The organism is Paenibacillus sp. 1001270B_150601_E10 (assembly GCF_015558675.1).
Taxonomy (GTDB): Bacteria; Bacillota; Bacilli; order Paenibacillales; family Paenibacillaceae; genus Paenibacillus_B.
On record NZ_JADMOL010000005.1, the window covers coordinates 308946 to 333095 of the forward strand.

Below are 24150 nucleotides of genomic sequence, written 5' to 3' on the forward strand. Positions count from 1 at the left end.
ATATATGTTCTAGGGGTAAACTGTAAAACCATGAGAAAGATGAAACGGATTCCTTGTGCATCGGATGCTATATCCTGTCCAAGGTCATGAAGTTTAAGCGGCAGCCCTCCTTGCAATTCATGATCTGTCATTCGGTCCACTATCAGAATAACGCGTTTTTCTTAAAGTAAACTGAGAGAAACCTTAAAAACAGATAAAATGATTGAAAGCTGCCTATTCATCCGCGTTGTCTGATTCTTCTCCATCCTCAACGTTCATTCCGGCATTTTTCCGGTATTGCCCAGGTGTTACACCCATTTCTTTTTTGAATTTACGGATAAAGTTCGGTGCATCGTGGTAGCCGACCTGCGTAATGATCTCTTTTAGCGGTTGGTCTGTTGTCGTGATCAGACGAATAACCTCATTCATCCGCAGATGCCATACATATTGGGAGAACGTCTCGCCCGTCTTTTCCTTAATGGAACGACTAAGATAAGAGACGGATACGCGGAACTCTTCAGCCAGCTGCTCCAAGCTTAAGGAGTATTCTGCATAGTGCTGGTCGATATAATAGATAACCTCATCAAGCAGGGTGCGCTGCTCCGTCTCTTCGATCTTCTCCATTTGATTACAAATATAGACTGACAGCTCGCCAAGCTTCAGTTCCAGCTCTTCCAAGGATTCATACTGTGAAATATCCGGCAAGTACTGCGCCGCATCCTGAATGCCTAGATCCGATGCCGTTCTCATGACCGTATTAATAATATCGAAACTCATGCTGCGAAGCAGAGCAATCGACAGCTGCTGCTCCTTGAGCTCATCAAACATCGAATGAAGCGTGTCCATTGCAACCTTGGCATTTCCCTGCTTCAAGGATTGCGTCAACTTCAGCAGCCCATCCTTCGGTATCCAGAAGTTCTGTTCTGGGCGAACCGAAATAGTATCGAAGAAGGTCACGCTTCCTTTACCGTGAATCATCCGATATTCAAGCGCAGTAGCGGCCTCGATATAGGATTGGTTCAATTGTTCCAAGGTTGTATAGCTGCTGCCTACTCCAATGGACAAGATTAAGGAGGAGTTCTCCCGAATCATCATGTATACATCGTTGATGACGCGTTCCATCTGGGCTTGAATGCTGATGGATTCATCACGTACCATATTGATGATCAGCGCCATCTGATCTCTCTTAGCCAGCTCCACGCCATAAAGGTGAATCTGCCGTTCTGGCATCTCTACTTCTGTCAGCATCTGAATCATATACTCTCGATCCTGAACGGAATATGGCTGATCCGGCGCTTCTTCCCATGCGATCATTGCTACGAAAATGTGCGTGCCATTCAAAGTAAGGCCCAGCATCTTGAACAATTGGTCGGCTTCCTCATCATTTGGCGCCCCTCGCCGCAGCAGGGTCATGAGATACTGGTTCCGTACGTAAGGCTCTTGAATATCCACACGATCACTGTAAATGGACAGCGTATTTTTAATCCAATCGAATTCCGTCTGTCCTTTGATGTGCTCAGCATCTACAAGTTCGTTTTTCTTCTTCACGAATTGAAGCAGATCATGAATCGGATGATACTGACGCTTGGCCACGTATACCGCTAACAATGCACCGCCAAGAATAACGATGGTGGCTGCAAGCCAGATGTAGGACTTGATATGCTGCACACGATCAAAAAATTGATCGCTTGGCAGCGAAGCAACGTAGGTCCAGCCGTTTGTCTCTGACTTGACGACGACAACCGAATGGCTTTCCTGATTGACTTTAATGTTGTGTGTCCCTTCGCCAAGCTTTGCAAGCTCCTGCAGATTCATATCATTCTCGCGGTTGCCATGACTTCTGGAAGCAATAAGCATTCCTTCATGATCGAAGATGTACACCCTGCCTTGGAACTGCTTCAGAATCGGATCCATCAGGCTGGAGAATACCGACTCCTCCATAAAGAACATGACTGTACCATGTGCGGATGCCGTATCATTAGGAGGGATAGGCACAAGATACACGAGCATTGAGCTTGTATCATATCCATTGATGACAACCTTATCTACAGGGCGGATAACCGGCTGCTTGATCTCATTAATATCCTGCTTGAACTGCTCAATACTCCAATTATTGAATTGATAGACTTGTCCAAGCAGTGTATGGATATCGGTTACACCACGCGATGAGTAGACCCCACTGTCGCCATGATAATAAAGAAACAGCTCCGATATAATGGAGTTGCTTGCTTTATATTTCCGCAGTGCATTGGTAGCTTCCATCGAATAATAAGGATCATGCACCATGTACGGCGTCAGCTGCTCGTCATAGGTAATCCGTGATGCAATATCATACAGCTCCGACATACGCGTATCCATAATGTTGCGGCTTTGCTTCAGCTGATTAATATTCGCAAGCTCAATCTCTTCACGCAGTGCCGTTACGGAGTTGTTATAGATAACACTTGTAAGGACAATCAGTGGTATTAGTGAGATCAGTAAATAGGATAACAAGTATCGGATGAACAACTTCGATTTCAACAGGTCCCATTTCAATCTCATTTGATCCCTCCAGATAATAATAAATAGCATGATGCATGCATAAAAGTGTCTCGTTCTAATAAACCACAAAGTCCCGTCCCTCATTCATGCTGCCTTGATCGGCAGAATCATGGTTCTTTGAGGAACGGGACTCATTCATCTAAGACCAGTTAAATACCGCTTTGCGTTCACCGACAACGAGGCCGCCATCGTTATAGATCGTATTCGGAACGACCTCATATAAGCGGTCAATCGTTTCTTGATTATCGTAGCCGATTCGCTCTAGGATCGTAGCTATGATAACAGGCCATACCGCTTCGGAGCCATCCGATACTTTCAGGGAGATACCGATTCTCTCCTTGCGAAGTCCGATTCCATATACCCCTTTCGCACCGCCCTTAGCAACGATGTTTGGATCCTTAAGCAGAGCAGAGCAAACGAATTTGCGATCCGCAATCATATTCGGATTCTCATTCATGCGCTGTGCAATTTTGGCGGCAGCTTTGCGTGTCGTTTCATCTTGAATCATATCTGGATTGGCAAGCTTCAAGTAGGCAAGCGCGATACGGTTCAGTGGCAGTGTGTGAACAGGAAGTCCACAGCCGTCAATGCCGATGCCAATCTTCTCTACTGGAACTTCCGCAAGTTCTGCTAAAGATTGAATAATTTCTTGCTGAATCGGATGAGACAGCTCATAGTATGTGGATTCGTCCCAGCCCATATGCTTTGCTAATGCAATAAGTCCCATGTGCTTACCGGAGCAGTTATGGAAGATTCTTCTCTTCTCCTCGCGGTTGCGCAGACGCTCTGCCTTCGCATCCTCATTCAGTGGGTATGTCGCACAGCAATAGAGCTGTTCCTCTCGAATCCCCGTCTTCTTCGCAATGGATAGAAGCGCCTCAATGTGATAGTCTTCCCCGCGATGAGAGGCAGCAAACAACGCGGTTTCCGCACTCGTCAAACCATATACCTCATCCACATTACGCTTCATAGCCGGAAGAGCTTGAAACGGCTTTGCCGCAGAGCGAAGATAGGTTTCATGGTCGGGATTGCCGACTTGATGAATGACTTCGCCTTTATCATTCACGACTGTAATGGCACCGTAATGGATATTCTCCAGAATCCCTTCACGGTATTCTTGAACTAGTACTTCGAATCCGTCATAAGCTTTCATTGTTCAGCACTCCTTGTTTATCCTCTAGCAAAAGACCTTTGTCTTTCGCGATACTGGAATACGTTAGAATCAGCAGCTGCTTTTTCGCAGATGTAACCGCTTGCACAAACCCTTTATTTTACAACCTAGGGATGTCTTCAATAATCTTACATTTAAATGCTAAAATGTCACATGAAATCGTGTTTTTATCCAATTTCTACTTTGCATTTTAACAAATTTATCACTTTTTTTCTATCCCAATTGTTACATTTCACAATTAAATCTTTAATAATGTAAGAAAAAGTGCACATATATAGAAATATGCCGAGTAAACGGAAGTGATTTTGTATTTTATTCCTTCCCATTTGCTTCAGCTATGCAAAAAAAGCGCCTAGAAGCTGTTTGCAACAACTTATAGGCGCTTTTTCTCATCTATTAACGTCCGCTCTTCAGTTCCGTCCAGAAGCGATCGTACATTTGAATCTTGTCACCCACATCAAGGAGCCACTCTGTGCGTGCAAGCTCTTCATCTGTAAGGTTGATCATGTGGTTGTTATTGTATTCTTCGCTTTGATACTGCTTCGCTTCCGTTACAGGATTGCTGTATCCGATCGACTCATAGTTCTTCGCAGAATTTTGAGGATCAAGCATGAAGTTGATAAACTTCTCTGCAAGGGCTTTGTTCTTCGCACCCTTTGGAATCGCATAGTTATCCGACCAGATGGTGCTGCCATCCTCAGGAATGACAAATTCGATATCAGGGTTCTCTGCCTGTGTAAATGCAGCGTCCCCAGACCACATCATTGCAATCCAGCCCTCTTCCGCGATCATCTTCTGTTTGATGCTGTCTGTATCAAATGCAAGGACATTAGGTACAAGTGTACGCAAGTCATCTACTGCTGCTGCAATATCCGCATCGTTTGTGGAGCTGTTGGACTTGCCTGCTTTTTTCAAGGACATCCCGATCACTTCACGGTTGTCGTCGAGCAGAAGGACTTTGCCTTTATATTTTTCATTCCAAAGATCTTCCCAATGCTTAGGCGCTTCGGTAACGTACTTCTTGTTGTACGCAATACCCGTCACACCGCTGGTATAGATAATGGAATATTTATTGTCTGGATCATACTCTGGATTCTTGAAACGGTCTGTTACGTATTGAAAGTTCGGAATGTTATTCAAATCAAGCGGCTCAAGCAGGTCTTGCTTGATCATGCTTGCCACCATGTAGTCCGATGGTTGAATAAGATCATAGTCTGCTCCGCCAGCTTTCAGCTTGGCAAGCAGCTCTTCGTTGTTTGCGAAGTTCGTGTAGTTGACCTTCACATTGTTCTCTTCCTCGAACTTTTTGATCATATCTTCGTCAAAGTTATCTACCCAGCTGTACAAGTTCAGCGTTTCTTTCCCGCTGTTAGAACAGCCTGCGAGCAGCGTGAGCGCAAACAACCCTGTCAATACGACAGCAAACCATTTCTTTTTGTTCAATCTTATTACCCCTCTCTGTGCATCAAATATGAATATAGAATAAGCCTTTAACAGGCGAATTGGTTTAAAACGGCAGCATCGACGTCTTCTTCTCTTCGCGATTGCCGCGGTTTAGCAGCCACTGCGCCAAGATGATAAGCGCCACGCTTACGAAGATCATAATCGTACACAACGCATTGATCTCAGGCGAAATGCCTCGCTTCACCGAGCTGTAAATATAAATCGGCAGCGTGGAGGAATTCGGACCTGCCACGAAGAAGCTTATTAGGAAGTCGTCAATAGACAGCGTGAAGGCAATCAGCGCTCCAGCGATGACACCTGGCCAGATGGATGGCAGCACGACATATCGGAAGGTCTGCCAAGGCGTAGCGCCCAAGTCGCTTGCCGCATCCTCTAATTGATTCCCCATATTCGCCATTCGCGAGGATACGATCGCATAGACATAAGAGATGCTAAATGTAATATGCGCGATCATAACGGTCATTTTCCCTAATGTGAACCCTAGCTGGCTGAACAGCACAAGCAAAGACAAACCCATGATAATATCCGGTACAACGATCGGCATATATAGGAGACCTGCGATTGCGCTCTTACTCTTGCTCACCAGCTTGCGCATGGCGATAGCCGCCATCGTCCCAAGGACGGTAGAGATAATCGTTGAGGTCACAGCGATAATCAAGCTGTTCTTCAACGCTTCCATAACATTGCGGTTATCAAGCAAAGACAAGTACCAATCAAAGGTAAAGCCTTCCCAGTTCATGCTGAGTCGCGAGTCATTGAAGGAATAGACAATGATCACAATCACCGGAATATAGATAAACGCCATCATCAAGAACGAATGGATCGAGAGCAAGGGGCTCTTACGGTTCAACGCTTTGCTTTTCATGCTCTCGCCTCCTTCGCAGACTCGTATTTCGAGCGCATAGCCCGGTTAAAGAGTCCTATGATAATGAGCGAGCTGATCATAAAGATCACGGATAACGCCGCTCCGAACGGCCAATCTCTAGCGCTTAGGAATTGGTTCTGAATAATGTTAGAGAGCATCTGCGACTTCGCACCGCCGAGAATATCGGTAACAACGAACATCCCTGTTGTGGTTACGAAGACGAGTACGCCGCCTGTCATAATTCCTGACTTCGTTTGCGGCAGCGTGATGCGCCAGAATGAGCTCCAGCGGGACGCGCCAAGGTCGCTAGCGGCTTCCAATAAGCGCTTGTCCATTTGCTCCAAAGAGACATATATCGGAAGTACCATGTAAGGAATAAAGGTATAGACCATTCCGAGCAGCACGGCACCCTTTGTATATAACAGTTGAAGCGGCTCGCTGATAAGACCGAGATTCTCAAGTCCCATATTGACAAGGCCTTGTGTTCTCAAGATCAGCACCCATGCATACGTACGAATCAAAAAGTTGATCCAAAACGGAACCGTGACCCCAATCAGCATCCATTTCTGCATCTTAGGTCCAGCGGTCGCAATGTAATAAGCAAGCGGATAGCTTAGCAATAAACACAATGCAGTCGTTAGCACCGAGAGCCAGATCGTATCCCAGTAGATTCCGAGATACAAAGGGTCAAAGAACCGACTGTAATTGTTTAAGTTAAAGGTCCATACCAAATTGCCGACGGTATCCCTTTGTAAAAAAGACACAACAACAACCGCAAGCATCGGTACCAGCATGAAGAAGCTTAACCACAGGACGACAGGAGACAGAATGCCAAACCAACGTTTGTTCATCGTCCGACTGTCACCTCATCTTGAGTGGCCCAATACACCCCTACAGACTGTCCAATCTCCCAAGTTCGCTTGTCGGTGAAGTCTAGAACGCTCGTTACCAACGATTGTTCCTGCTCAAGCTGGATGACCAACTTATGGATGTTACCCAAATAAACAATATCATGAATAATACCCGCTTGGTGCTCGGCTGTGATCTCCTCGCTTACCCGAACTTTCTCTGGACGAACGGCATACAGCCGGTTTTCCGTATGGAAAATGTTATTCTCGCCGACGAACGTTGCAGCAAACAACGTCTCCGGGCGTTCATATATTTCTTTTGGCGTACCGATTTGCTCGATACGTCCAGTGTTCATAATGACGATGCGATCAGACATCATCATCGCTTCTTCTTGATCATGTGTCACGTAGACAAACGTGATACCTAGGCTCCGCTGAAGCTGCTTCAATTCCGTTTGCAGATTTTTGCGAAGCTGAAGATCAAGTGCGCCAAGCGGCTCATCGAGTAACAGCACCTTCGGCTTATTCGCAATAGCGCGGGCAATAGCTACGCGCTGCTGCTGGCCTCCTGAGAGCTGATGCGGATAACGCTCCGTCAAAGCGGAGAGCTGTGTAAGGCGAACCGCTTCATCAATGCGTTCACGCTGCTCCTTTGCCGGAATCTTTTTCATTTTAAGGCCAAATTGAATGTTCTGCTCCACGGTCATATGCGGAAACAGTGCATAGTGTTGAAATACGAGATTCAAATCTCGCTTGTTTGGCGGAAGATTGGTAACCTCTTCATTATCTAGTGAGATGACACCGCTAGTCGGGTGCTCAAAGCCTGCGATCATGCGCAGAATCGTTGTCTTTCCGCAACCACTCGGACCGAGCAGCGTCAGGAATTCCCCTTCCTCAATCGTCAGAGACAAGGGATGCACTACGGGGTGCCCGGCAAAATGCTTTTCCACATTTTCCAGACGAATCATAACCATCAACCCCTTCCCGTCATCCGTGGATAACGTCATAAGTCTTATAATAAGATTAACCCCTACAGAAGTCGTTCAATAATCGCGACCCTCATAGAGGTTAGATGATGTACGAATCATGGAGTATTCCACGAACCTAATACTTTCTGATACCGTTAAAAAAAGCCATATCCACTGGAATGGCTCCCATCAGCAAACGAGTCATAATTTTGCATTTTCACTATACCTTGTTTTGGTTAGTGTTACAACTATTTTTACGTAATTTCGACAGTTCCATACATGAATTTTCACGAAAAAAACGTATAACACTCGAAAAATGTCCATTAACCACTATAATAACGCAAAAATAACCAAAATAAAAGGTCCTCGCTGTTGACATTTCGAGGACCTTCTGCTTATATCAGGGAATTTTGTTTAAGAAACGGTTACTTCAATTCAAACTCCACTTGAACCTGTTCTGTAAGCTTTACTTGACCTGCCTGTGGAGCAGACGCGTTGCTTGCCGAATCCATTGTGGCCATCTTTTGCAGGCTTTCATTAACATATACCGGATTGTAGCTGGAAGCACCCTCCGTGACGGATATAACGGCACCAAGTTGGCGGCCGGATGCTTTTGCGATCGCTTCTGCCTTCTTGCGTGCATTCGCTACAGCCTTCTCAAGCGCTTGAGCCTCGGAGTTCTCCTTGTTCTCTACATCGAATCGAATATCGTTAATGCGGTTGGCTCCTGCCTTGGACGCTTCATCAACCAGCTTGCCTACCTTTGTCAGGTCGCGAACATTGACAACGACCATATGATTGGCCTCGTAGGCTACAATCTTTGGCTCTGTATTCTCTTTATATTGATATTGAGGCTGTACAGAGAAATCCACGGTCTTGATATCCTTCTCCGCGATCTTGTAAGTCTCAGTCAATACTTTCTTCACCTTTTCAAATTTGGCTGCATTTTGAGACTGCGCTTCTGTTGCTGTTTGAGCACGCGTAAGTACCCCTAATGATACATAAGCAATGTCCGGGTCCACTTCAATGTTTCCAGACCCACTCACGGATACGTAATCTCTCTTCACTTGATCTGCCGCCGCCTTTACTACTGGTGTCGGGTTGCCGTTAAACACCCCTAATGAACCAAAAAATAAAGCTCCGCTTACCATCAATACGCTCGTAACTTTTACCCAATTCTTCATGACCTTAACCCCTCCAATATTTTGAAATTCCATCTTGTCTATTTAAACGAGACTGGTTTTGAATATGTTGCTAGAATTTGGTTACAGTTTTTTAATCTTTTCCAGCATTTAAAGAGTAGATCATAGACAACTTCCCATCCTCCCTATTGTAATAGAAGAAACGTTCCTACATACTTTTAATAGGTAGCCGAAACGCTCTAGAAACATATTTCACATGAATGGGAGTGAGAAGATGTCTATGTCACATCTGTCGCTGAAAGTCATGTCCTATAACATCCATCATGGCGAGGGAATGGATGGCATGTACGACATTCAACGGATCGCTAAGGTCATTCAAAACTCCGATGCAGAACTCATCGGTCTGCAAGAAGTCGACCGCTATTACTCTGATCGCAGCCATTATGAAGATAGCATCGCATTGCTCGGTAAAGAGCTTGGCATGCACTGGTGCTATGGAGCAAACGTTATTGAACCGCCTGAACAAGGGCACAAGGAGCAGCGTGAATACGGGATTGCGATCTTAAGCAAGCATAAGATTGTTTCACATATCCATCACCCGCTTAGCAGCGATATCATCGAACAGCGAGGCCTTCTGTCTGCAATGATTGACGTTCAAGGAACAGAACTTTATTTTCACTGCACTCATCTAGGCTTAGAGGAGCAAGAAAGGCTTTCGCAAGTGAAGGAAGTGCTCGACTTCACTAGACAGCAGCCAGGCCCTTGCATCATTGCTGGCGACTTCAATGCGCAGCCTGAAGATCCTGAAGTAGCGGTTATGAATGCTGTTTATCAGAGCGCGTTTCAGGATGAGTTCCATGCACATACCTTCCCTGCAGGCGATGCCAATGAAACGATCGACTATATCTTTATCAATGAGCAGGTTCAGTATCGTGATAAAGGTTCTATCGTGCACTCAATCGCATCTGATCACTATCCGATTATCGCAACCATTGCTGTTCCTGTACAAGGAAAGAACACAGATGCGTAATCATGATTTTTTAAGGATGTTTGTTTCTAAAAATAATTCAGCAATAAAACAACCCCCTTCCAAGTAAGGAATGGGGGTTATTCCTGTTTGAGCGGCACTACCGATTACTTGATCACCGCACAGCCGATCCGATCCCCGGAATTGCCTGCAGGATTGGTATGCATATCGTCTGCTTCAGCGTGAATCACGAGAGATGTGCCTCCCTCTTTCAACAGTGAATGAGGCACTCCTTTGTTGAGCGTTACGGTAGTCACCACAAACTGAACTTCCGCTGTTCCATTCGGACCTGCTACAAGATTCGCTAGATCGCCGGCATGCTCGCCGTTTGGATTGTCATAGCCATGCTCCTTCATCGTTGGATTAAAGTGCGACCCTGCCGATTTGAAGTCTGGCTTCTCGCATTTGCCTGTCTCATGGATATGAATGCCATGCATTCCTGGCTTCAAGCCAGACACCTTGACGTCCACTTGCACTCCTTTGGCCAGCTGGGTAAAGGTAGCTGTCCCCATTTTACCGCCTTGTCCATCGATAATATCTGTTGTAATCGGCTCTACCTTCACAGCAGGCGATTCTTCACTCATCGCCCCTGTAACGGGCAGATCTTTATCCTCACAGCCAACCAGAATAATGAGCAGCACGGCAAACAAGACGGAAACGATATTTTTTCGATTCATAGTAACCTCCTGCATTTTTCTATTGCTGCTCATCATTATTGCCAGATTAAGGATGTAAAAAACCACAATGCGCAAGATTGACCGCATTGTGGCCGTTAATTCATAAGTAAAGTTACAACATAAGTGTCAATTATTCATCTACATTCACTTCAATTTATCTATAGCCTTGCTCAAGTTTAACGCTGCGGCTGAGCTGCAAACTGATCATAATAAGCCTGGATCTCAACAGGAGCTCCGCCACGAAGACGTGAGTGCTCAGCAGCGAAGGCCATCAGATGGCTGCGCACGGATACAGAAGCAGAAGACAAGCTCTCTGACCCACCCTCGCCGAAGCGACGCACCGCATCTATGAAGGAGGCTACAATACCGAAATCGCCGCCGCCATGTCCAGAGGCCGTCTCCTCAAGCTTCACCTCCCGGGATTCTTTCGTTACAAAGTCGTTCACGACAAAGGAATAATCCATCATATCCCCTCGGATATCTCCCTTCGTGCCCATGATCTGGACAATACGCGTATTGTCATGCGTAAAGCCGCACATGCTGAACATTGCAGTTGCCCCGCTCTTGAACTCCATATTGACTACCTGATGATCAACCACATTATTGTCCGTCTGGTACACACAGCGGCCATATGGGCCATCTGTCAAGGCAGCAAGGATCTCCTCATCCGTGCCTTGGTCGACGAACTTTTTAGCCCAGCCTCTGCCTTCCTCGCTTAAATAGTAATGAACCGCATGATATTGACAGTTCTTCTCGGCAGGGCAGCCTTGAATACAATAAGCCGGTGCCCCTTCCGGTTTATTCGCCTGATTAAAGTGCATCAAAGAACCAAAAGAGCTTACGCGCTCGCACGGCTCGTCCATTAGATAAGCGAGAATATCCATGTCATGGCATGATTTCTGAAGGATCATCGGACTCGATTCATGGCTGTTCCGCCAATTGCCGCGCACAAAGCTGTGGGACATGTGCATATTTCCTACATTTTCGTTCAACTGAATGGATACAACCTCGCCTATCGCACCATTTTGAATCTCATTCTTAATCGCTTGCCAAAAAGTCGTATAACGAAGGACGTGGCATATGGTAAGCAGCCGCTGGTGCTCCTTCGCCGCCATCTCCATCTCTACGCACTCCTGAGGATCGGGTGACATCGGCTTCTCGAGCAGAACATGATAACCCAGCTCAAGTGCCTTTAAAGTCGGCTCAAGATGCATCCGGTCCATCGTGCAGATGATGGCAACATCGGCCAAGCGCTCCTGCTGCAGAATGGTTTCCCATGTTTCGTATTGCTGTTCCAGCGTCAAACCATGAGTCTTCGCAAAACGCTCACGGCGTTCCTGAATAGGCTCCGCTACACCTACAATGACTAGCTCAGATTGGTGATTCAGCGCATATGGCGCATAGGCACGCTCTCCACGATCTCCCGCTCCGATGACAATCGCAGTTACCGGTTTCATGCTCATCTCTCCCTCTCAATCTAAATGTCGTCGGGTGCTAGATACAAGAGTGGTGCGTGCCCTCCCCGACACGCACCTGACCTTGCATCCTCAACCTCATCTATTTCACATACTTCTCCTGATATGCCTTCGACATCTCATCTGTGATTTCCTTCATTTTCGGATCATTTTTGATTGATTCGATCAATTTATCGTATGATTCAATCGTTTCTTTGCCAGTGATGACCATAACACGCATATCCTCTACTTTCTTGGAAAGTTCAGGATAGTACTTGTTATACGCCTCCGAGTACAATTCGGCAGAAGGATTCGGTACCTTTACCGTCTTGCGCTCATTTACGATTTCCACATTGCGTTGATATACCTCGTCCGGCATGCCCACTGCGCTAATCGCCATATCATCGCTGACGAGGTGAATCATATTGTTCAAATTGCCGTCGCCTGTCTTATCAATGGCTGCTTGCGGTGTAGCTACCTTTTTGCCGTTCTCCACCTTGTAGTGCACGCCCTCAAGTCCGTAGGTCAGCATCTCATTGCCTTCCTTGCTGTAGCCATAGTCAAAGAACTCGAGGATCTTCTTAACTTTTTCCTCAGATACCTTCTTAGGAATCAGATACACACCATAGTAAGGTGAACCAGACGGCGTATACTTCGCTCCGTTGGCATTTTCCAAGTAAGCAAGCGGCATCAGATCCGCCTTCGGATCAACATCGCGCACCGACTTGCCTGTTACCCATGCATGGTTCATGGACATGCCGCCTATTCCTGCTTTGCCGCTTCGCATCGTATCCATAACCTGCGAGAATTTCATGATGGCGAAGTCTTTAGGGAATAAGCCTTCATCATATGCTTTTTTAATCCAAAGCATCGCTTCTTTTGACTCATCAGAAGTGATGATCGGAGACAAAGTGTTATCCGATTGCAGCTTCCAAGAGCCTTGCGTTTCATTGAAAATGTTATAAATATAAGCGAGCGCACCCGGGTTTGCCGCATATGGGATCTCGTCAGCCTGACCATTACCATTAGGGTCCTTCTCCTTGAAGGCTTTCAGCACATTGTAGAATTCATCAAGCGTCTTTGGCGTTTCCAGCTTAAGCGCATCGAGCCAGTCCTTGCGCACCATTGGGAATACTCCGCCGCCATAGCTTGGATAATAACGCGGGATCACAATATTTTTACCATCGACCTTCGTGATCTCCCACATCTCTTTTAACTCTTCACGATTCAGATTCGGATAATCCTTAAGAAATGGCGTCAGATCCCAGAATACTCCCTGCTTCAGCATCTTCTGAAGCTGCGGATTCTGCATCGACTCAACGAAGGTCACCTCAGGCAGGTCACCAGAAGCAAGCATGACGTTGATCTTCTCTTCCGCTGTTGACGGAGACAGCCACGTAATGTTCAGCTTCGTATTGGTGCGCTTCTCAAGCTCTTTCCAGAGTGCATTGGTGTTATCAATGAATTCTGTCGCATAGTTCAAGGTCTGAATCGTAATGCTTGTAGGCTCATTGCTGTCCGTTCCACCGTCTTTGCCCTTCGAATCACTTCCAGAGCTGCCACCGCATGCGCTGAGCAAGAGCGAGCTCGTTAGGAGCAAGAGCAGTGTCATTTTCAAAAGCGACTTTCCAGACTTGCGTTCTGTGTTCTTCATGTATTGACCCTCCCATTTTTGATGATCGCACCTGACTGAACATGATGGACGACATAAAATGTATATCGGATCATCCCTTTACAGAGCCAACCATCGCGCCCTTGGCGAAGTGCTTCTGCAGGAATGGATACACCAGCATAATCGGAACGGTCGCGATCACGACCGCAGCCATCTTGAGCGTCTCGGTTGGAACCTGGCGGTTTACCTGGAAGGAGAAGCCTCCCCCATTGCCTGATCCCATCGTCGTTGGATCGACGAGCATATTTTGCAGCAGCACTTGAAGCGGCCACATCTTCTGATCATTAATGAACATGAGCGCATTGAAGTACGTATTCCAATAGCCGACTGCAAAGAACAAGCCGAAGGCGACAAGAGCCGGCAGGGACAATGGCAGTATGATTCGCCAGAATACCCCGATATCATTGCAACCATCAATCATCGCTGCTTCTTCCAGACTGTCTGGAATGGAATCGAAGAATCCTTTCATCAAGAGGACATACCAAGCGCTCGTTAAGCTAGGCAGAATGAGCGACCATACGCTATCAATGAGTCCCAGATTTCGAACAACAAGATACAGTGGAACCAATCCTGGCGTGAATAGGAAGGTGATTAACACCATAATCATCATCACCTTGCGGAAGCGAAGACGCTTCCTTGATACCGCATAAGCCATGCCGCCTGTGACAAGCAGGCTCAGCAGCGTCCCTACTGTTGCAAGAAAGATACTGACCGAGATGGAGCTAACGAATAGTCCGTTAGACAGCAGATGCTTATAGGCATCCAGCGTCCATTCTCTAGGCCACAGAATCAGACTGCGCTGATAATACTCCACTGGGTCAGTGAACGATAGAATAACGGTATAGTAAATGGGAAATACGGTGGCCAAGCCTACAAGCAACAGCAATCCGTTATTCAGAAGGCTGAACAGTCCGTTTTTCCATCCTTTCTCATGCATGCTGACTTCCTCCTATCTGGTTCGTCCATCGTTAGTACAAGCTTTCTTCTCCATATTTTCGTGCCAATTTGTTAGCCGTGACGACCATGATAACGCCAACAATCGATTTGAATAAGCCTATCGCGGTACTGTAGCTAAACTCCCCTTGTCGAATACCTACCCGATATACGTATGTATCGAAGACCTCCGCCACATTTGTAACGGCTGCATTCATCATCAGATAGATCTGTTCGAATCCGGTATCCAGGATCGTACCCAATCGAAGAATCAAAAGGATCATAATAACGTTGCGCATCGCAGGCAGCGTCACATGCCACATCCGTCTCATGCGGCCTGCGCCGTCCATAACGGCAGCTTCATAAAGCTGAGGATCCACCCCTGCAATAGCCGCAAGGAAGATAATTGTTCCCCAGCCAACTTCCTTCCAGATCGATTGGGCTGTTAACATGCCCCAGAAGTAATTGGGATTGGAGAGGATATCAATCGTCTCCCAGTTCATCGAGACCAGCCATTTATTGAACAAGCCCTCGGATTGCGAGAACATGAGGTAGGTCAAACCGTAGATCAACACCCAAGATAAAAAGTGCGGAATATACACCAACGATTGAATGGTTCGTTTATATAGGGAGCTTCGTACTTCATTAAGCATTAAGGACAAGATGATTGGTGCTGGGAAAAAGAAGATCAAGCTCAGGAAGCTGATCGCCAATGTGTTGCGCAGCAGCATCCAAAAATCATTGTTAGAGAAAAATCGCATAAAGTGCTCAAACCCTACCCAAGGGCTTCCGAATACGCCAAAGTACGGCGAGTACTCTTGAAAGGCAATGACCAGATTCGTAATTGGAATGTATTTGAAAATGATAAAAAATAAAAGGCCTGGCAAGGCAAGCACATACAAATACTTGTCACGCGATACATCAGACCATAATCGCCCCCACTTCGTCTTAGGCTTTGATTGCTTAAGGATGGGAGTGTCCGTCGTTCCTCTTGCAGACTGAACGGTCTCTTGTACTTTCATCGATATTCCCTCACTTTCAGCTTGTCATCTCATTCGATATACCGTTCACGGAATTTGGAATGTATTCCTAATGTATTCGCTTTCAACATTGCCTGCAATTTTACTTTTTTTCCGCTGGCCCCTCTCCATTCTCATTTCCAGCATCAAAGCTCATCATTGCTCACCAAGTGCTTGATCTATAAGGCTTTTCGCCTTTTCCATTTCCTTCAATTGCACTTTTTTTCCGAGTGCAACTCCCCACGATTACGCCTGTTTTATCCCTATAAAAGCATCAGCCATAATCATAAACAGCCTTTTCACTAACTCCTTCATTCGATATGATAGAAATAAACATGAAGAAGTTCCCATTCCACCATGACCAGGCCTCTCATTCGTTTACATCAACCAGGGGGTTAACGTAATGCGACCAAGGAATTCTGTATCCGGTTTCAAAGGGATTATGTATTGGAGAAGTATTGTTCTTGCTGTGCTGCTAACCTGCCTGCCCATCTCTGTCATTACAGCCGTGTACCTTTATGTAGGAAATCAACATATGATTAATCAATATCAGCAGCGGAACGAGGAGGCCTTGGTAGATGCTGCAAGACAAGTGGACGAACAATTCACACAACTGGTTCACTATGCGCTGAACATGGTGGTGAAGCCCCATTTCAAGCCATCCTTATCCGATATGGACTTCACCTCGAACATCGAGGAGACGAATGAACTGTTCAACACGTTGAACTTGGTGGAGAATGCGGATCCCTTAGTGGACCAGGTATATCTCTATATTAAAAAACAAAACAAAATTATGGAGCCTGATCTTGGTCTGCGCACATTGGATGGGGAGCAGGATGCCGCTAGCTTCAAAAAGCTGATGGACGGGGATATGGATATGTTCTGGGTCCATGATTTAGAGCGTCCATTTAATAAAGGCGGATCCTCGCACGCGCTCGTCATGAGACTGCCCTTCAATGGCCATACGCCTTATGGCGCCATTGTCATTTATATCGATCCATCGAAGCTGCACGTTATCCGCAATGCGGAGAATGTGTCCTTTCTACTGGATGGCGACGGACATGTAATCGGGGAGTCTGGATTAAGCAGCATGATGCCAGAGGCGATGACTGCCATACGCGAGCAGTTGAAGCTTCAAAGCGATGAACAGACGATGAATCATTCGCGCATGAAGATCCCCATTGGTCAGGATGTGCTCCTGGTTAACACCGTCACTTTTGAGAAGATGCAAAGCCAATGGACCTATGTGTCCGGCACACCGCAATCGATGATCATTGCGCCAACAAAGCCATATACCCATATCATTCTTATCTGCTTTGCATTTGCGCTTGTGGCCTCTCTTGGCGTCAGCTGGTACGCCTCCAAGAGCATGTATCGTCCGATTCGCAAGATGCTGAACATGATTGGCAGTGACCAGACGAAGCGCGGCGCGGTGTACAATGAACTCGATTATATTGAAAACGAATGGAAGCAGTACCGATTCTCTCATTCTACGCTTCAAAGCCAATGGAAGCAGTCCCTGCCAGCGATTAGGGAAGCATACATGAATCAATTCCTAAACGGACAGGCTGCCCATCTTACGGAATCGGAATACGTGATCAAGCTTCAGGACATGGAGCTCGATATTACCGATAAGCAGTTTGCTGCGATCGTCCTGCAGCAGCATACGCATGGGGAGGCTCGCGAGCCTTTAACTGAGAATGATCAGCACCTACTAACCTATGCAGCGCTTAATGTCATCCAGGAACTCGCAGAGGACTTGCACGCTTATGTGCATCCGATTAACTTCTTTGATGGGTCCTTCGGGGTGATCTTAATCGCTCCTGCAGCTGGATCGGAGGAAGAGCAGTCCAGCTTGATGAGGACGTTCTGCGATCAGATTATGCGCGCACTTCGGGATACACTGCGTATGACAGCTACCATTGTATTAGGGGGGCCAAGCTCAAAGTGGACCGACGTTCCGCACCTTCTTGAGCAGGCGAAGAGAGCCCTGCAATACCGATCATTCGATGCAGGCAGCCAGCTGCTTGAAGCAGACACCGTGCTCTCTCAGAAAAATGATTGGGTCGACTTCCCGCTGGAGCTTGAACAAGACTTCATCCATACGCTTAATCTCGGCCTGCATGAGGACGCAATGCGCTCGTTAAGCCGCTTCGTTACTGCCCTTCAAGCAGGAGGAGGTTCCGAATGGCATGTCCATCACGGATTAATGCGTCTGATCACAAGTGTGCACCGCTCGATGCTGCAAGCAGGCTTGAACCCTTATCAGGTATATGACTTTTCGAATCTTCAAGAGCAGCTGTCTCTGCTTCGCGATCCGAAGGCCTGTATAAGCTGGTTCGAACATGAAATCATCACTCCGTATCTCGATCATCTGACGAAAAATTTCAACAGTTCCATGAAATCCCTCGTTGAGAGCGTATTGGAGCAAATCGGCATGCAGGACCTTTCACTCGATACAATCGCTATGGAGGCTGGCGTTAGCGTATCTCAGCTAAGCAAGGCGTTCAAGCAGATGACCGGTACGAATTATATCGATTACTTGACTACCGTTCGCATGAACCGCTGTAAAGAGCTGCTGCTGACAACTGACCTTCGGATTAATGAGATCGCCGAGGCTGCTGGCTACCAACCTTCATACTTTAATCGTATGTTTAAGAAGCTTGAAGGCGTAACACCCGGACAGTATCGCCAGCAGGGCGTTGCTAAATAGACAGACACTCTCTGATTCGTTCAACTCTTATATTTATTATTACTTGTAGTGTGTCGTATCTGACTTAAGCAAGCATTTCTAAAGAAAACGGAGTTAAAGCAATTATTGTTAAACCTAGCTTCCCATACAAAAGAGCCGCCTCCATAAGGAGTGCGGCTCTTCTATGTCCTTTAACTCAATCGTTCAAGCTTATATTGTTGAAAAGAACAAGAACTTGTTCTTCTCCCATCTTCATGTTGGATGGCAGGACGTCCTCCCTAATCAAACTCGGTTGATTAGTTCTCCAATTCTTCCTTGCTTACGAGCGTTACTAAAGCGCTTACAGCCTGATCTGCATCCGCGCCATCTGCCGTAATGGTAATAGACGTGCCCGAGCTGATTGCGAGACTCATAATTCCCATAATGCTCTTCGCATTAACCTTTTTGTCTTCCTTCTCCACGAAGATATCCGAAGAATATTTATTTGCCTCTTGTACGAACAGTGCCGCCGGACGTGCATGCAGTCCTGTCTTCAGACGTACAACAACTGGTTGTTGAGCCATGCAAATCATACCCCCTATATATTTGTTACATAATCACAGCATACTCATTATAAAACATCATTCAAGCATTAGTAAATTTTACGTCATTATAGTTCATTTTATCACATTATACCATTATAAAGGATATTAAACTAGAACAAAAGTGTTATGGATTCCGAATTCGCTCGGCAATCTCATCAAGCTTGCGAAGGCGATGATTAACCCCCGACTTGCTCACTTTCACTTTTAGCAGCTCGCCTACTTCCTTTAAATTGATATCCGGATGCGCAAGTCGAACCTCTGCAACCTCACGAAGCTTATCAGGGAGATTATCAAGACCGATCTCTTTCTGAATCAGCTTAATATTATCAATTTGTCTAACGGCTGCACCAATTGTTTTGTTCAAGTTAGCGGTCTCGCAATTAACAATTCGATTAACGGAATTGCGCATGTCACGCATAATGCGCACATCCTCGAACTTAAACAAAGCCTGGTGGGCTCCAATGATATTTAAGAACTCAATGATCTTCTCGCCTTCCTTAATGTAGAAGACAAAGCCTTTTTTGCGTTCAATGAAGCGCGCGTTCAAGTGGAACTCATTCGCGAGATCAGCAAGCGCTTTGCAATGCTCTTCGTACATCGAGGAAATTTCCAGATGATAAGAAGATCCCTCTGGATTGTTCACTGAGCCTCCAGCAAGGAATGCCCCTCTTAAATATGCACGCTTACAGCAATTGTTTGCTATTGTGCGTGGATCTATACCATCCGTGAACAGGAAGCCTTCGGATACGATGTGAAGATCCGACAGAATCTCCTGAACACCGGCTGGAATGCGGACGATGTACACGTTATTTTTTTTCAGACGCATCTTCTTACGTACCAACAGCTCCGTGTGGACCTGAAAATACTTCTTCACGAGCGTATAGATGCGGCGCGCAATCGCTGCATTCTCCGTCGAGACATCCAACACAACCTTGCGATTAGAGGAGAGCTGCACCGATCCGTTCATCCGCATCAGCGCTGACAACTCCGCCTTTTCACAGCACGAATCCGATTCAATCATTGTTAACTCTTTTTTGGTTTGTGCCGCAAAAGACATCGTCATTCACCTCTTTCGTAACATCCAATCTTCAACAAGCTGATAAATATGATGGCTAAGCTTAGCTGCATCATGCCGCAGATAGGTGCGGAACAGCACAAGGGAATCCGCAATGACCTTGTAGCCTTGCTTTGTAACCTCATCCAGATCAAGCTGGACAGCTGTTGAGCCTTTCTCTGCGTACAGATCCTGTACTTGAGGAGGGATCTCGCCATCATTAACAATAACATAGTCGAACAGCTGGCTGCCAACATGCTCCTGTACAGCCGTAAGATGATCGCTTACCGTATAGTTGTCTGTCTCGCCAGGCTGCGTCATAACATTGCAAACAAACATTTTTACAGCCTGAGACTCAATGACGGCCTGCGCCAGCTTCGGTACTAGCAAATTCGGAATAATGCTTGTATACAGGCTCCCCGGCCCTATTAGGATAGCATCCGCTTCGCGAAGAGCGTCAACGGCCTCCTGCAATGGCTCAACATCATCCGGCTCCAAGAAGACGCGTTTAATACGCTTCCCGTGCTTCGGAATGTTGGACTCGCCTTCGACAATCGTTCCATCGATCATCTCAGCCTTAAGCAGGACAGCTTCATTAGCTGCCGGCAGCACTCTGCCGCGTACAGCCAAGACACGGCTAAGCTCTCGTACACCTGCTACAAAGTCGCCTGTAATATCGGACATCGCAGCAAGGATAAGGTTGCCAAGACTATGGCCTGCTAGACCTGTTCCTTGTTTGAACCGATATTTTAGCATTTCCGATAACGAGGGTTCTACATCCGCAAGAGCGGTAAGAACGTTGCGAATGTCCCCTGGAGGCGGCATTTGGAGCTCATTTCTCAATATGCCGGAGCTGCCCCCATCATCTGCTACGGTTACAATCGCCGTAATATCTAGCGGCTTCTCTTTGAGACCGCGAAGCATGACGGATAACCCTGTGCCTCCACCCATCACGACAATGCGTGGGCGCTGCTCCTGCTTCTTAGATCGTTGACCCATAGCGCCCTCCCGTCAGTGTCGGTCACGTTCCGCATCACGGTGACTGATACGAACGTTTTCCGTATCGCTGGCGCCGATCATACGACCGATATATTCCGCTATGGCGACAGAACGATGCTTGCCGCCTGTACAGCCAATACCGATAACGACCTGACTTTTCCCTTCTTTATGGTATTGAGGAATGAGAAAATTCAGCATATCCAATAGCTTCGCTAGGAACTGCTGTGTCTCAGGCCATTTCATCACATAGTCATATACATCCTGATCCTGCCCCGTTCTCGGGCGGAGCTGCTCAACATAATGTGGATTCGGCAGGAACCGCACATCAAAAATCAGATCCGCATCAATCGGAACACCGTATTTGAAGCCAAATGAGGTTACATTAATGGACATCAAATGCTGATCAGCATGCATGAACCGAGTAATGATTCGATCTTTGAGCTGGGCTGGCTTCAAGTTGCTTGTGTCAATGACTTGATTAGCCCATCCCTTTAGATCTTCAAGCAGCTTACGCTCCATTCGAATGCCGTCAAGCGGCATGCCGTCTGGGGTAAGCGGATGACGTCTTCTGCTTTCCTTATAACGCTGAACAAGCACGCTGTCCGTTGCATCAAGGAAGAGAATCTCGCAGCTAATCGTATAATGATCACGAATATAATTTAATGATTCCGACAATGCTGTAAAGAACTCCCGACCTCTCAAGTCGATCACCAAGGCTACCTTGCCGATCTTGCCCTTGGATTGCTCGATGAGCTCAGCAAACTTCGGGATCAAAACAGGGGGAAGATTATCGACGCAAAAGAATCCCAGATCCTCTAGGCTTTGCACGGCAATCGTCTTACCTGCACCTGACATCCCTGTGATAATGACCAGCTTTGACATTGCTGATGTTTCCATCGATTCTATCATCGTTCGTCCTCTCCTTACTGCAAACCCTTTACGAATGCAAGAACAAGCCTGCGGCTCCGATCATACCTGCGTCATTGCCTAGCTCAGCTGCCACAATAGACACGCCGCGCGTTACTGGTTCTGGCGTAAGCTTCAAGAACGTTTCACGAATTTGGTCAAACAAGAACTCTCCTGCTTTGGAAACGCCGCCTCCGATAATGAAGCGCTCAGGATTCAACGTTACTGCAATCGCAGCCATTGACTTCCCAATGTAAAATGCAGCACGGCTTACGATTCGCTCTGCAACCTCGTCACCTGCTTTAGCTGCGTCAAACACATCCTTCGCTGTAATCGGCTGCTCAATGAGGGACAAGGAAGTACGGTCTCCACGTTCAACAGCGTCATTGGCCATGCGAATAATACCTGTCGCCGAGGATACGGTCTCCAGGCATCCCATCTTCCCGCAGCCGCATTGAATCGCTTCCAGATCTGGGATAACCGCCATATGTCCAAGCTCTCCAGCAAGGCCCGAGAAGCCTTGTACAATCTTGCCTCCAACGATGATCCCACCGCCAACGCCTGTACCCAGCGTGTAGCATACACAGTGATCAAGACCTTTGCCCGCACCGCTCCACACTTCACCTAGAGCAGCAACGTTTGCATCATTGTCAATCTTAATTGGCTTATTTAGACGCTCCTCAAGAATAGAGCGAATCGGCACCTCTTTAAAACCTATGTTAGGAGCAAGCACAATAATGCCTTCCTTTATGTTGGTAAATCCGGCTACCCCTGCGCCTACTCCAGCAATTTGATCCCATTCATAAGGCGAAGTCTCTACGATATGACGAACATATTTTTCAATATTATTGATGACTGTTTCGGTACCCTGTGCAACTTCAGTTGGACCTTCAAACGTATGCAGCAATTCGCCTGCAGCATTGACTAAGCCAACCTTAATTGCCGTTCCTCCCAAATCGACACCTACGTAGAATTGTTCAGACATGCGCCATCCACCTTTATCTTATTCGTTAGGTTCTTCTGTTCCCACTATACGCGAACCCACTAGTCTGGTCAAGAGAACGAGAAGCCTCGCAGCACAAGCAAACGGAGCCTGTTACGGCTCCGTTTGTATCGTCAAAAAATGCTATAAAGTTTATCATATTGGCCCCTATTCAGACCATGCAGAACGGATGGACTTAGTTGCCGCTCCAATCGTGAACCATGTTTCCTTCCAAGAACTTCTCACAATCTAGAGCTGCTTGACAGCCAGAGCCCGCAGCTGTGATCGCTTGACGGTACTTCATGTCCTGCACATCGCCTGCAGCGAAGATGCCTGGCACGCTTGTTTCCGTTGTTCCAGGCTTCACGACAACGTAGCCAGTGGAGTTCAATTCCACTTGGCCCTTCAAGAAGCCTGTGTTCGGGGTGTGGCCGATCGCTACAAACAAGCCGTCAGTAGGAATGACCTCTTCTTCACCCGTCTCGTTGTTCTTCACCCGAAGACCCGTTACGCCGAGCGGCGAGGATTCAACTGCGATTGGTGTGCGATTAAGCGCCCAACCAATCTTTTCATTGTTCTTCGCACGATCCTGCATGATCTTTGAAGCGCGAAGCTCATCGCGACGATGCACGATCGTCAAATCAGTAGCAAAACGAGTCAAGAAGTTTGCTTCTTCCATAGCGGAGTCTCCACCGCCGACAACGACGATCTTCTTGTTGCGGAAGAAGAAGCCGTCGCATGTTGCACAAGCACTAACGCCTTTGCCCAAGTTATCCAGCTCACCTGGAATATCAAGATAACGAGCAGAAGCGCCTGTAGCAACAATAATGGATTCCGTCACCACTTCACCCAAGCCTTCTACCTGAAGCTTGAATGGGCGCTCGCTTGCATCCACGGATTGCACGATACCCGTCTTGAAAGTAGTGCCGAAGCGCTCTGCTTGTTTGCGCATGTTCTCCATAAGCTCAGGACCAGTAATGCCTTCTGGGAAGCCAGGGAAATTCTCGACTTCCGTTGTTGTCGTCAACTGTCCGCCTGGTTGTGGACCTTCAATGACAAGCGGCTCCATATTCGCGCGAGCCAAATAGATCGCAGCTGTATAGCCCGCAGGCCCTGTACCAATAACAACCGATTTATATACTTGTTGAGTCATTCGCGATGATCCTCCTTTAA

The 24150-nt window shown here is 46.9% G+C and carries 20 protein-coding genes; 2 read left to right on the forward strand and 18 right to left on the reverse strand.

From position 1 onward, the window contains the following. Nucleotides 1-213: 213 nt before the first annotated feature. The 7 genes from I2H74_RS14495 to I2H74_RS14525 form a co-directional block, all read right to left on the reverse strand. Nucleotides 214-2520, reverse strand: a complete 2307-nt coding sequence (locus tag I2H74_RS14495) for a helix-turn-helix domain-containing protein (RefSeq protein ID WP_229106680.1) — start codon at nucleotides 2518-2520, stop codon at nucleotides 214-216. 139 nt (nucleotides 2521-2659) lie between these two features. Further along, entirely contained in the window at nucleotides 2660-3673 is a 1014-nt protein-coding gene (locus tag I2H74_RS14500; protein WP_195574807.1) for an asparaginase, read from the reverse strand. Between the two features lie 414 nt (nucleotides 3674-4087). Continuing rightward, nucleotides 4088-5134 (reverse strand): ABC transporter substrate-binding protein, encoded by a 1047-nt coding sequence (locus I2H74_RS14505; RefSeq protein ID WP_229106681.1) that lies wholly within the window; start codon nucleotides 5132-5134, stop codon nucleotides 4088-4090. 64 nt (nucleotides 5135-5198) lie between these two features. Beyond that, the gene (locus I2H74_RS14510; protein WP_195574808.1) at nucleotides 5199-6020 is read right to left on the reverse strand and encodes an ABC transporter permease; all 822 of its coding nucleotides are present in this window, start codon (nucleotides 6018-6020) and stop codon (nucleotides 5199-5201) included. Next, nucleotides 6017-6871: an ABC transporter permease gene (locus I2H74_RS14515; RefSeq protein ID WP_195574810.1), complete on the reverse strand. Its 855-nt coding sequence runs from the start codon at nucleotides 6869-6871 to the stop codon at nucleotides 6017-6019. Before I2H74_RS14515 ends, I2H74_RS14510 begins: the two co-directional genes overlap by 4 nt. Next, complete coding sequence (locus I2H74_RS14520) at nucleotides 6868-7842, reverse strand: ABC transporter ATP-binding protein (RefSeq protein WP_324254078.1); 975 nt, start codon at nucleotides 7840-7842, stop codon at nucleotides 6868-6870. Before I2H74_RS14520 ends, I2H74_RS14515 begins: the two co-directional genes overlap by 4 nt. A 419-nt stretch (nucleotides 7843-8261) precedes the next feature. Next, nucleotides 8262-9020, reverse strand: coding sequence for an SIMPL domain-containing protein (locus tag I2H74_RS14525; RefSeq protein WP_195574812.1), 759 nt, complete (start codon nucleotides 9018-9020; stop codon nucleotides 8262-8264). A 232-nt stretch (nucleotides 9021-9252) separates the two neighbouring features. Between I2H74_RS14525 and I2H74_RS14530 the strand changes: the two genes are divergently transcribed. Continuing rightward, nucleotides 9253-10008, forward strand: coding sequence for an endonuclease/exonuclease/phosphatase family protein (locus I2H74_RS14530; protein ID WP_195574814.1), 756 nt, complete (start codon nucleotides 9253-9255; stop codon nucleotides 10006-10008). A 104-nt stretch (nucleotides 10009-10112) separates the two neighbouring features. Here the strand turns inward: I2H74_RS14530 and I2H74_RS14535 are convergent, their stop codons facing one another. The 5 genes from I2H74_RS14535 to I2H74_RS14555 all read right to left on the reverse strand — a co-directional run bounded on the left by I2H74_RS14535 (nucleotide 10113) and on the right by I2H74_RS14555 (nucleotide 15763). Further along, the gene (locus I2H74_RS14535) at nucleotides 10113-10682 is read right to left on the reverse strand and encodes a superoxide dismutase family protein (protein ID WP_195574815.1); all 570 of its coding nucleotides are present in this window, start codon (nucleotides 10680-10682) and stop codon (nucleotides 10113-10115) included. A gap of 176 nt (nucleotides 10683-10858) precedes the next feature. Beyond that, nucleotides 10859-12139 carry a Gfo/Idh/MocA family oxidoreductase gene (locus tag I2H74_RS14540; protein WP_195574817.1) on the reverse strand — a complete coding sequence of 427 codons (1281 nt, stop codon included), beginning with the start codon at nucleotides 12137-12139 and terminating at the stop codon, nucleotides 10859-10861. Nucleotides 12140-12239: 100 nt separating this feature from the next. Further along, nucleotides 12240-13790 carry an extracellular solute-binding protein gene (locus tag I2H74_RS14545; RefSeq protein ID WP_195574818.1) on the reverse strand — a complete coding sequence of 517 codons (1551 nt, stop codon included), beginning with the start codon at nucleotides 13788-13790 and terminating at the stop codon, nucleotides 12240-12242. A 70-nt stretch (nucleotides 13791-13860) separates the two neighbouring features. After that, on the reverse strand, nucleotides 13861-14745 hold the full coding sequence (locus tag I2H74_RS14550; RefSeq protein WP_195574820.1) for a carbohydrate ABC transporter permease: 885 nt from the start codon (nucleotides 14743-14745) through the stop codon (nucleotides 13861-13863). A 31-nt stretch (nucleotides 14746-14776) separates the two neighbouring features. After that, complete coding sequence (locus I2H74_RS14555; RefSeq protein ID WP_195574822.1) at nucleotides 14777-15763, reverse strand: ABC transporter permease; 987 nt, start codon at nucleotides 15761-15763, stop codon at nucleotides 14777-14779. A gap of 400 nt (nucleotides 15764-16163) precedes the next feature. Here I2H74_RS14555 and I2H74_RS14560 point away from each other — a divergent pair, with 400 nt between their 5' ends. Next, nucleotides 16164-18473 carry a helix-turn-helix domain-containing protein gene (locus I2H74_RS14560; RefSeq protein WP_195574824.1) on the forward strand — a complete coding sequence of 770 codons (2310 nt, stop codon included), beginning with the start codon at nucleotides 16164-16166 and terminating at the stop codon, nucleotides 18471-18473. Nucleotides 18474-18748: 275 nt separating this feature from the next. On the opposite strand, the gene I2H74_RS14565 is transcribed toward I2H74_RS14560, so the two are convergent. The 6 genes from I2H74_RS14565 to trxB form a co-directional block, all read right to left on the reverse strand. Further along, nucleotides 18749-19015 carry an HPr family phosphocarrier protein gene (locus tag I2H74_RS14565; RefSeq protein WP_195574825.1) on the reverse strand — a complete coding sequence of 89 codons (267 nt, stop codon included), beginning with the start codon at nucleotides 19013-19015 and terminating at the stop codon, nucleotides 18749-18751. Nucleotides 19016-19160: 145 nt separating this feature from the next. Next, nucleotides 19161-20093 (reverse strand): DNA-binding protein WhiA, encoded by a 933-nt coding sequence (gene whiA, locus I2H74_RS14570; protein ID WP_195574827.1) that lies wholly within the window; start codon nucleotides 20091-20093, stop codon nucleotides 19161-19163. Between the two features lie 6 nt (nucleotides 20094-20099). After that, nucleotides 20100-21089 carry a gluconeogenesis factor YvcK family protein gene (locus I2H74_RS14575; protein WP_195574829.1) on the reverse strand — a complete coding sequence of 330 codons (990 nt, stop codon included), beginning with the start codon at nucleotides 21087-21089 and terminating at the stop codon, nucleotides 20100-20102. A gap of 12 nt (nucleotides 21090-21101) precedes the next feature. Further along, nucleotides 21102-21998 carry an RNase adapter RapZ gene (rapZ, locus tag I2H74_RS14580; protein WP_195574831.1) on the reverse strand — a complete coding sequence of 299 codons (897 nt, stop codon included), beginning with the start codon at nucleotides 21996-21998 and terminating at the stop codon, nucleotides 21102-21104. A 28-nt stretch (nucleotides 21999-22026) separates the two neighbouring features. After that, nucleotides 22027-22980 (reverse strand): ROK family glucokinase, encoded by a 954-nt coding sequence (locus I2H74_RS14585; RefSeq protein ID WP_195574832.1) that lies wholly within the window; start codon nucleotides 22978-22980, stop codon nucleotides 22027-22029. Nucleotides 22981-23173: 193 nt separating this feature from the next. Continuing rightward, nucleotides 23174-24130 (reverse strand): thioredoxin-disulfide reductase, encoded by a 957-nt coding sequence (gene trxB, locus I2H74_RS14590; protein WP_195574834.1) that lies wholly within the window; start codon nucleotides 24128-24130, stop codon nucleotides 23174-23176. Between the last annotated feature and the right edge of the window lie 20 nt (nucleotides 24131-24150).

What these genes read in the sequence shown, in the direction of transcription:
- I2H74_RS14565 (WP_195574825.1), bottom strand. Translation starts at nt 19,015, where the DNA reads ATGGCTCAACAACCAGTTGTTGTACGTCTGAAGACAGGACTGCATGCA.
- I2H74_RS14525 (WP_195574812.1), bottom strand. Translation starts at nt 9,020, where the DNA reads ATGAAGAATTGGGTAAAAGTTACGAGCGTATTGATGGTAAGCGGAGCT.
- I2H74_RS14520 (WP_324254078.1), bottom strand. Translation starts at nt 7,842, where the DNA reads ATGGTTATGATTCGTCTGGAAAATGTGGAAAAGCATTTTGCCGGGCAC.
- I2H74_RS14545 (WP_195574818.1), bottom strand. Translation starts at nt 13,790, where the DNA reads ATGAAGAACACAGAACGCAAGTCTGGAAAGTCGCTTTTGAAAATGACA.
- I2H74_RS14540 (WP_195574817.1), bottom strand. Translation starts at nt 12,139, where the DNA reads ATGAAACCGGTAACTGCGATTGTCATCGGAGCGGGAGATCGTGGAGAG.
- I2H74_RS14500 (WP_195574807.1), bottom strand. Translation starts at nt 3,673, where the DNA reads ATGAAAGCTTATGACGGATTCGAAGTACTAGTTCAAGAATACCGTGAA.
- I2H74_RS14495 (WP_229106680.1), bottom strand. Translation starts at nt 2,520, where the DNA reads ATGAGATTGAAATGGGACCTGTTGAAATCGAAGTTGTTCATCCGATAC.
- whiA (WP_195574827.1), bottom strand. Translation starts at nt 20,093, where the DNA reads ATGTCTTTTGCGGCACAAACCAAAAAAGAGTTAACAATGATTGAATCG.
- I2H74_RS14555 (WP_195574822.1), bottom strand. Translation starts at nt 15,763, where the DNA reads ATGAAAGTACAAGAGACCGTTCAGTCTGCAAGAGGAACGACGGACACT.
- rapZ (WP_195574831.1), bottom strand. Translation starts at nt 21,998, where the DNA reads ATGATAGAATCGATGGAAACATCAGCAATGTCAAAGCTGGTCATTATC.
- I2H74_RS14585 (WP_195574832.1), bottom strand. Translation starts at nt 22,980, where the DNA reads ATGTCTGAACAATTCTACGTAGGTGTCGATTTGGGAGGAACGGCAATT.
- I2H74_RS14575 (WP_195574829.1), bottom strand. Translation starts at nt 21,089, where the DNA reads ATGGGTCAACGATCTAAGAAGCAGGAGCAGCGCCCACGCATTGTCGTG.
- I2H74_RS14515 (WP_195574810.1), bottom strand. Translation starts at nt 6,871, where the DNA reads ATGAACAAACGTTGGTTTGGCATTCTGTCTCCTGTCGTCCTGTGGTTA.
- I2H74_RS14560 (WP_195574824.1), top strand. Translation starts at nt 16,164, where the DNA reads ATGCGACCAAGGAATTCTGTATCCGGTTTCAAAGGGATTATGTATTGG.
- trxB (WP_195574834.1), bottom strand. Translation starts at nt 24,130, where the DNA reads ATGACTCAACAAGTATATAAATCGGTTGTTATTGGTACAGGGCCTGCG.
- I2H74_RS14550 (WP_195574820.1), bottom strand. Translation starts at nt 14,745, where the DNA reads ATGCATGAGAAAGGATGGAAAAACGGACTGTTCAGCCTTCTGAATAAC.
- I2H74_RS14535 (WP_195574815.1), bottom strand. Translation starts at nt 10,682, where the DNA reads ATGAATCGAAAAAATATCGTTTCCGTCTTGTTTGCCGTGCTGCTCATT.
- I2H74_RS14510 (WP_195574808.1), bottom strand. Translation starts at nt 6,020, where the DNA reads ATGAAAAGCAAAGCGTTGAACCGTAAGAGCCCCTTGCTCTCGATCCAT.
- I2H74_RS14530 (WP_195574814.1), top strand. Translation starts at nt 9,253, where the DNA reads ATGTCTATGTCACATCTGTCGCTGAAAGTCATGTCCTATAACATCCAT.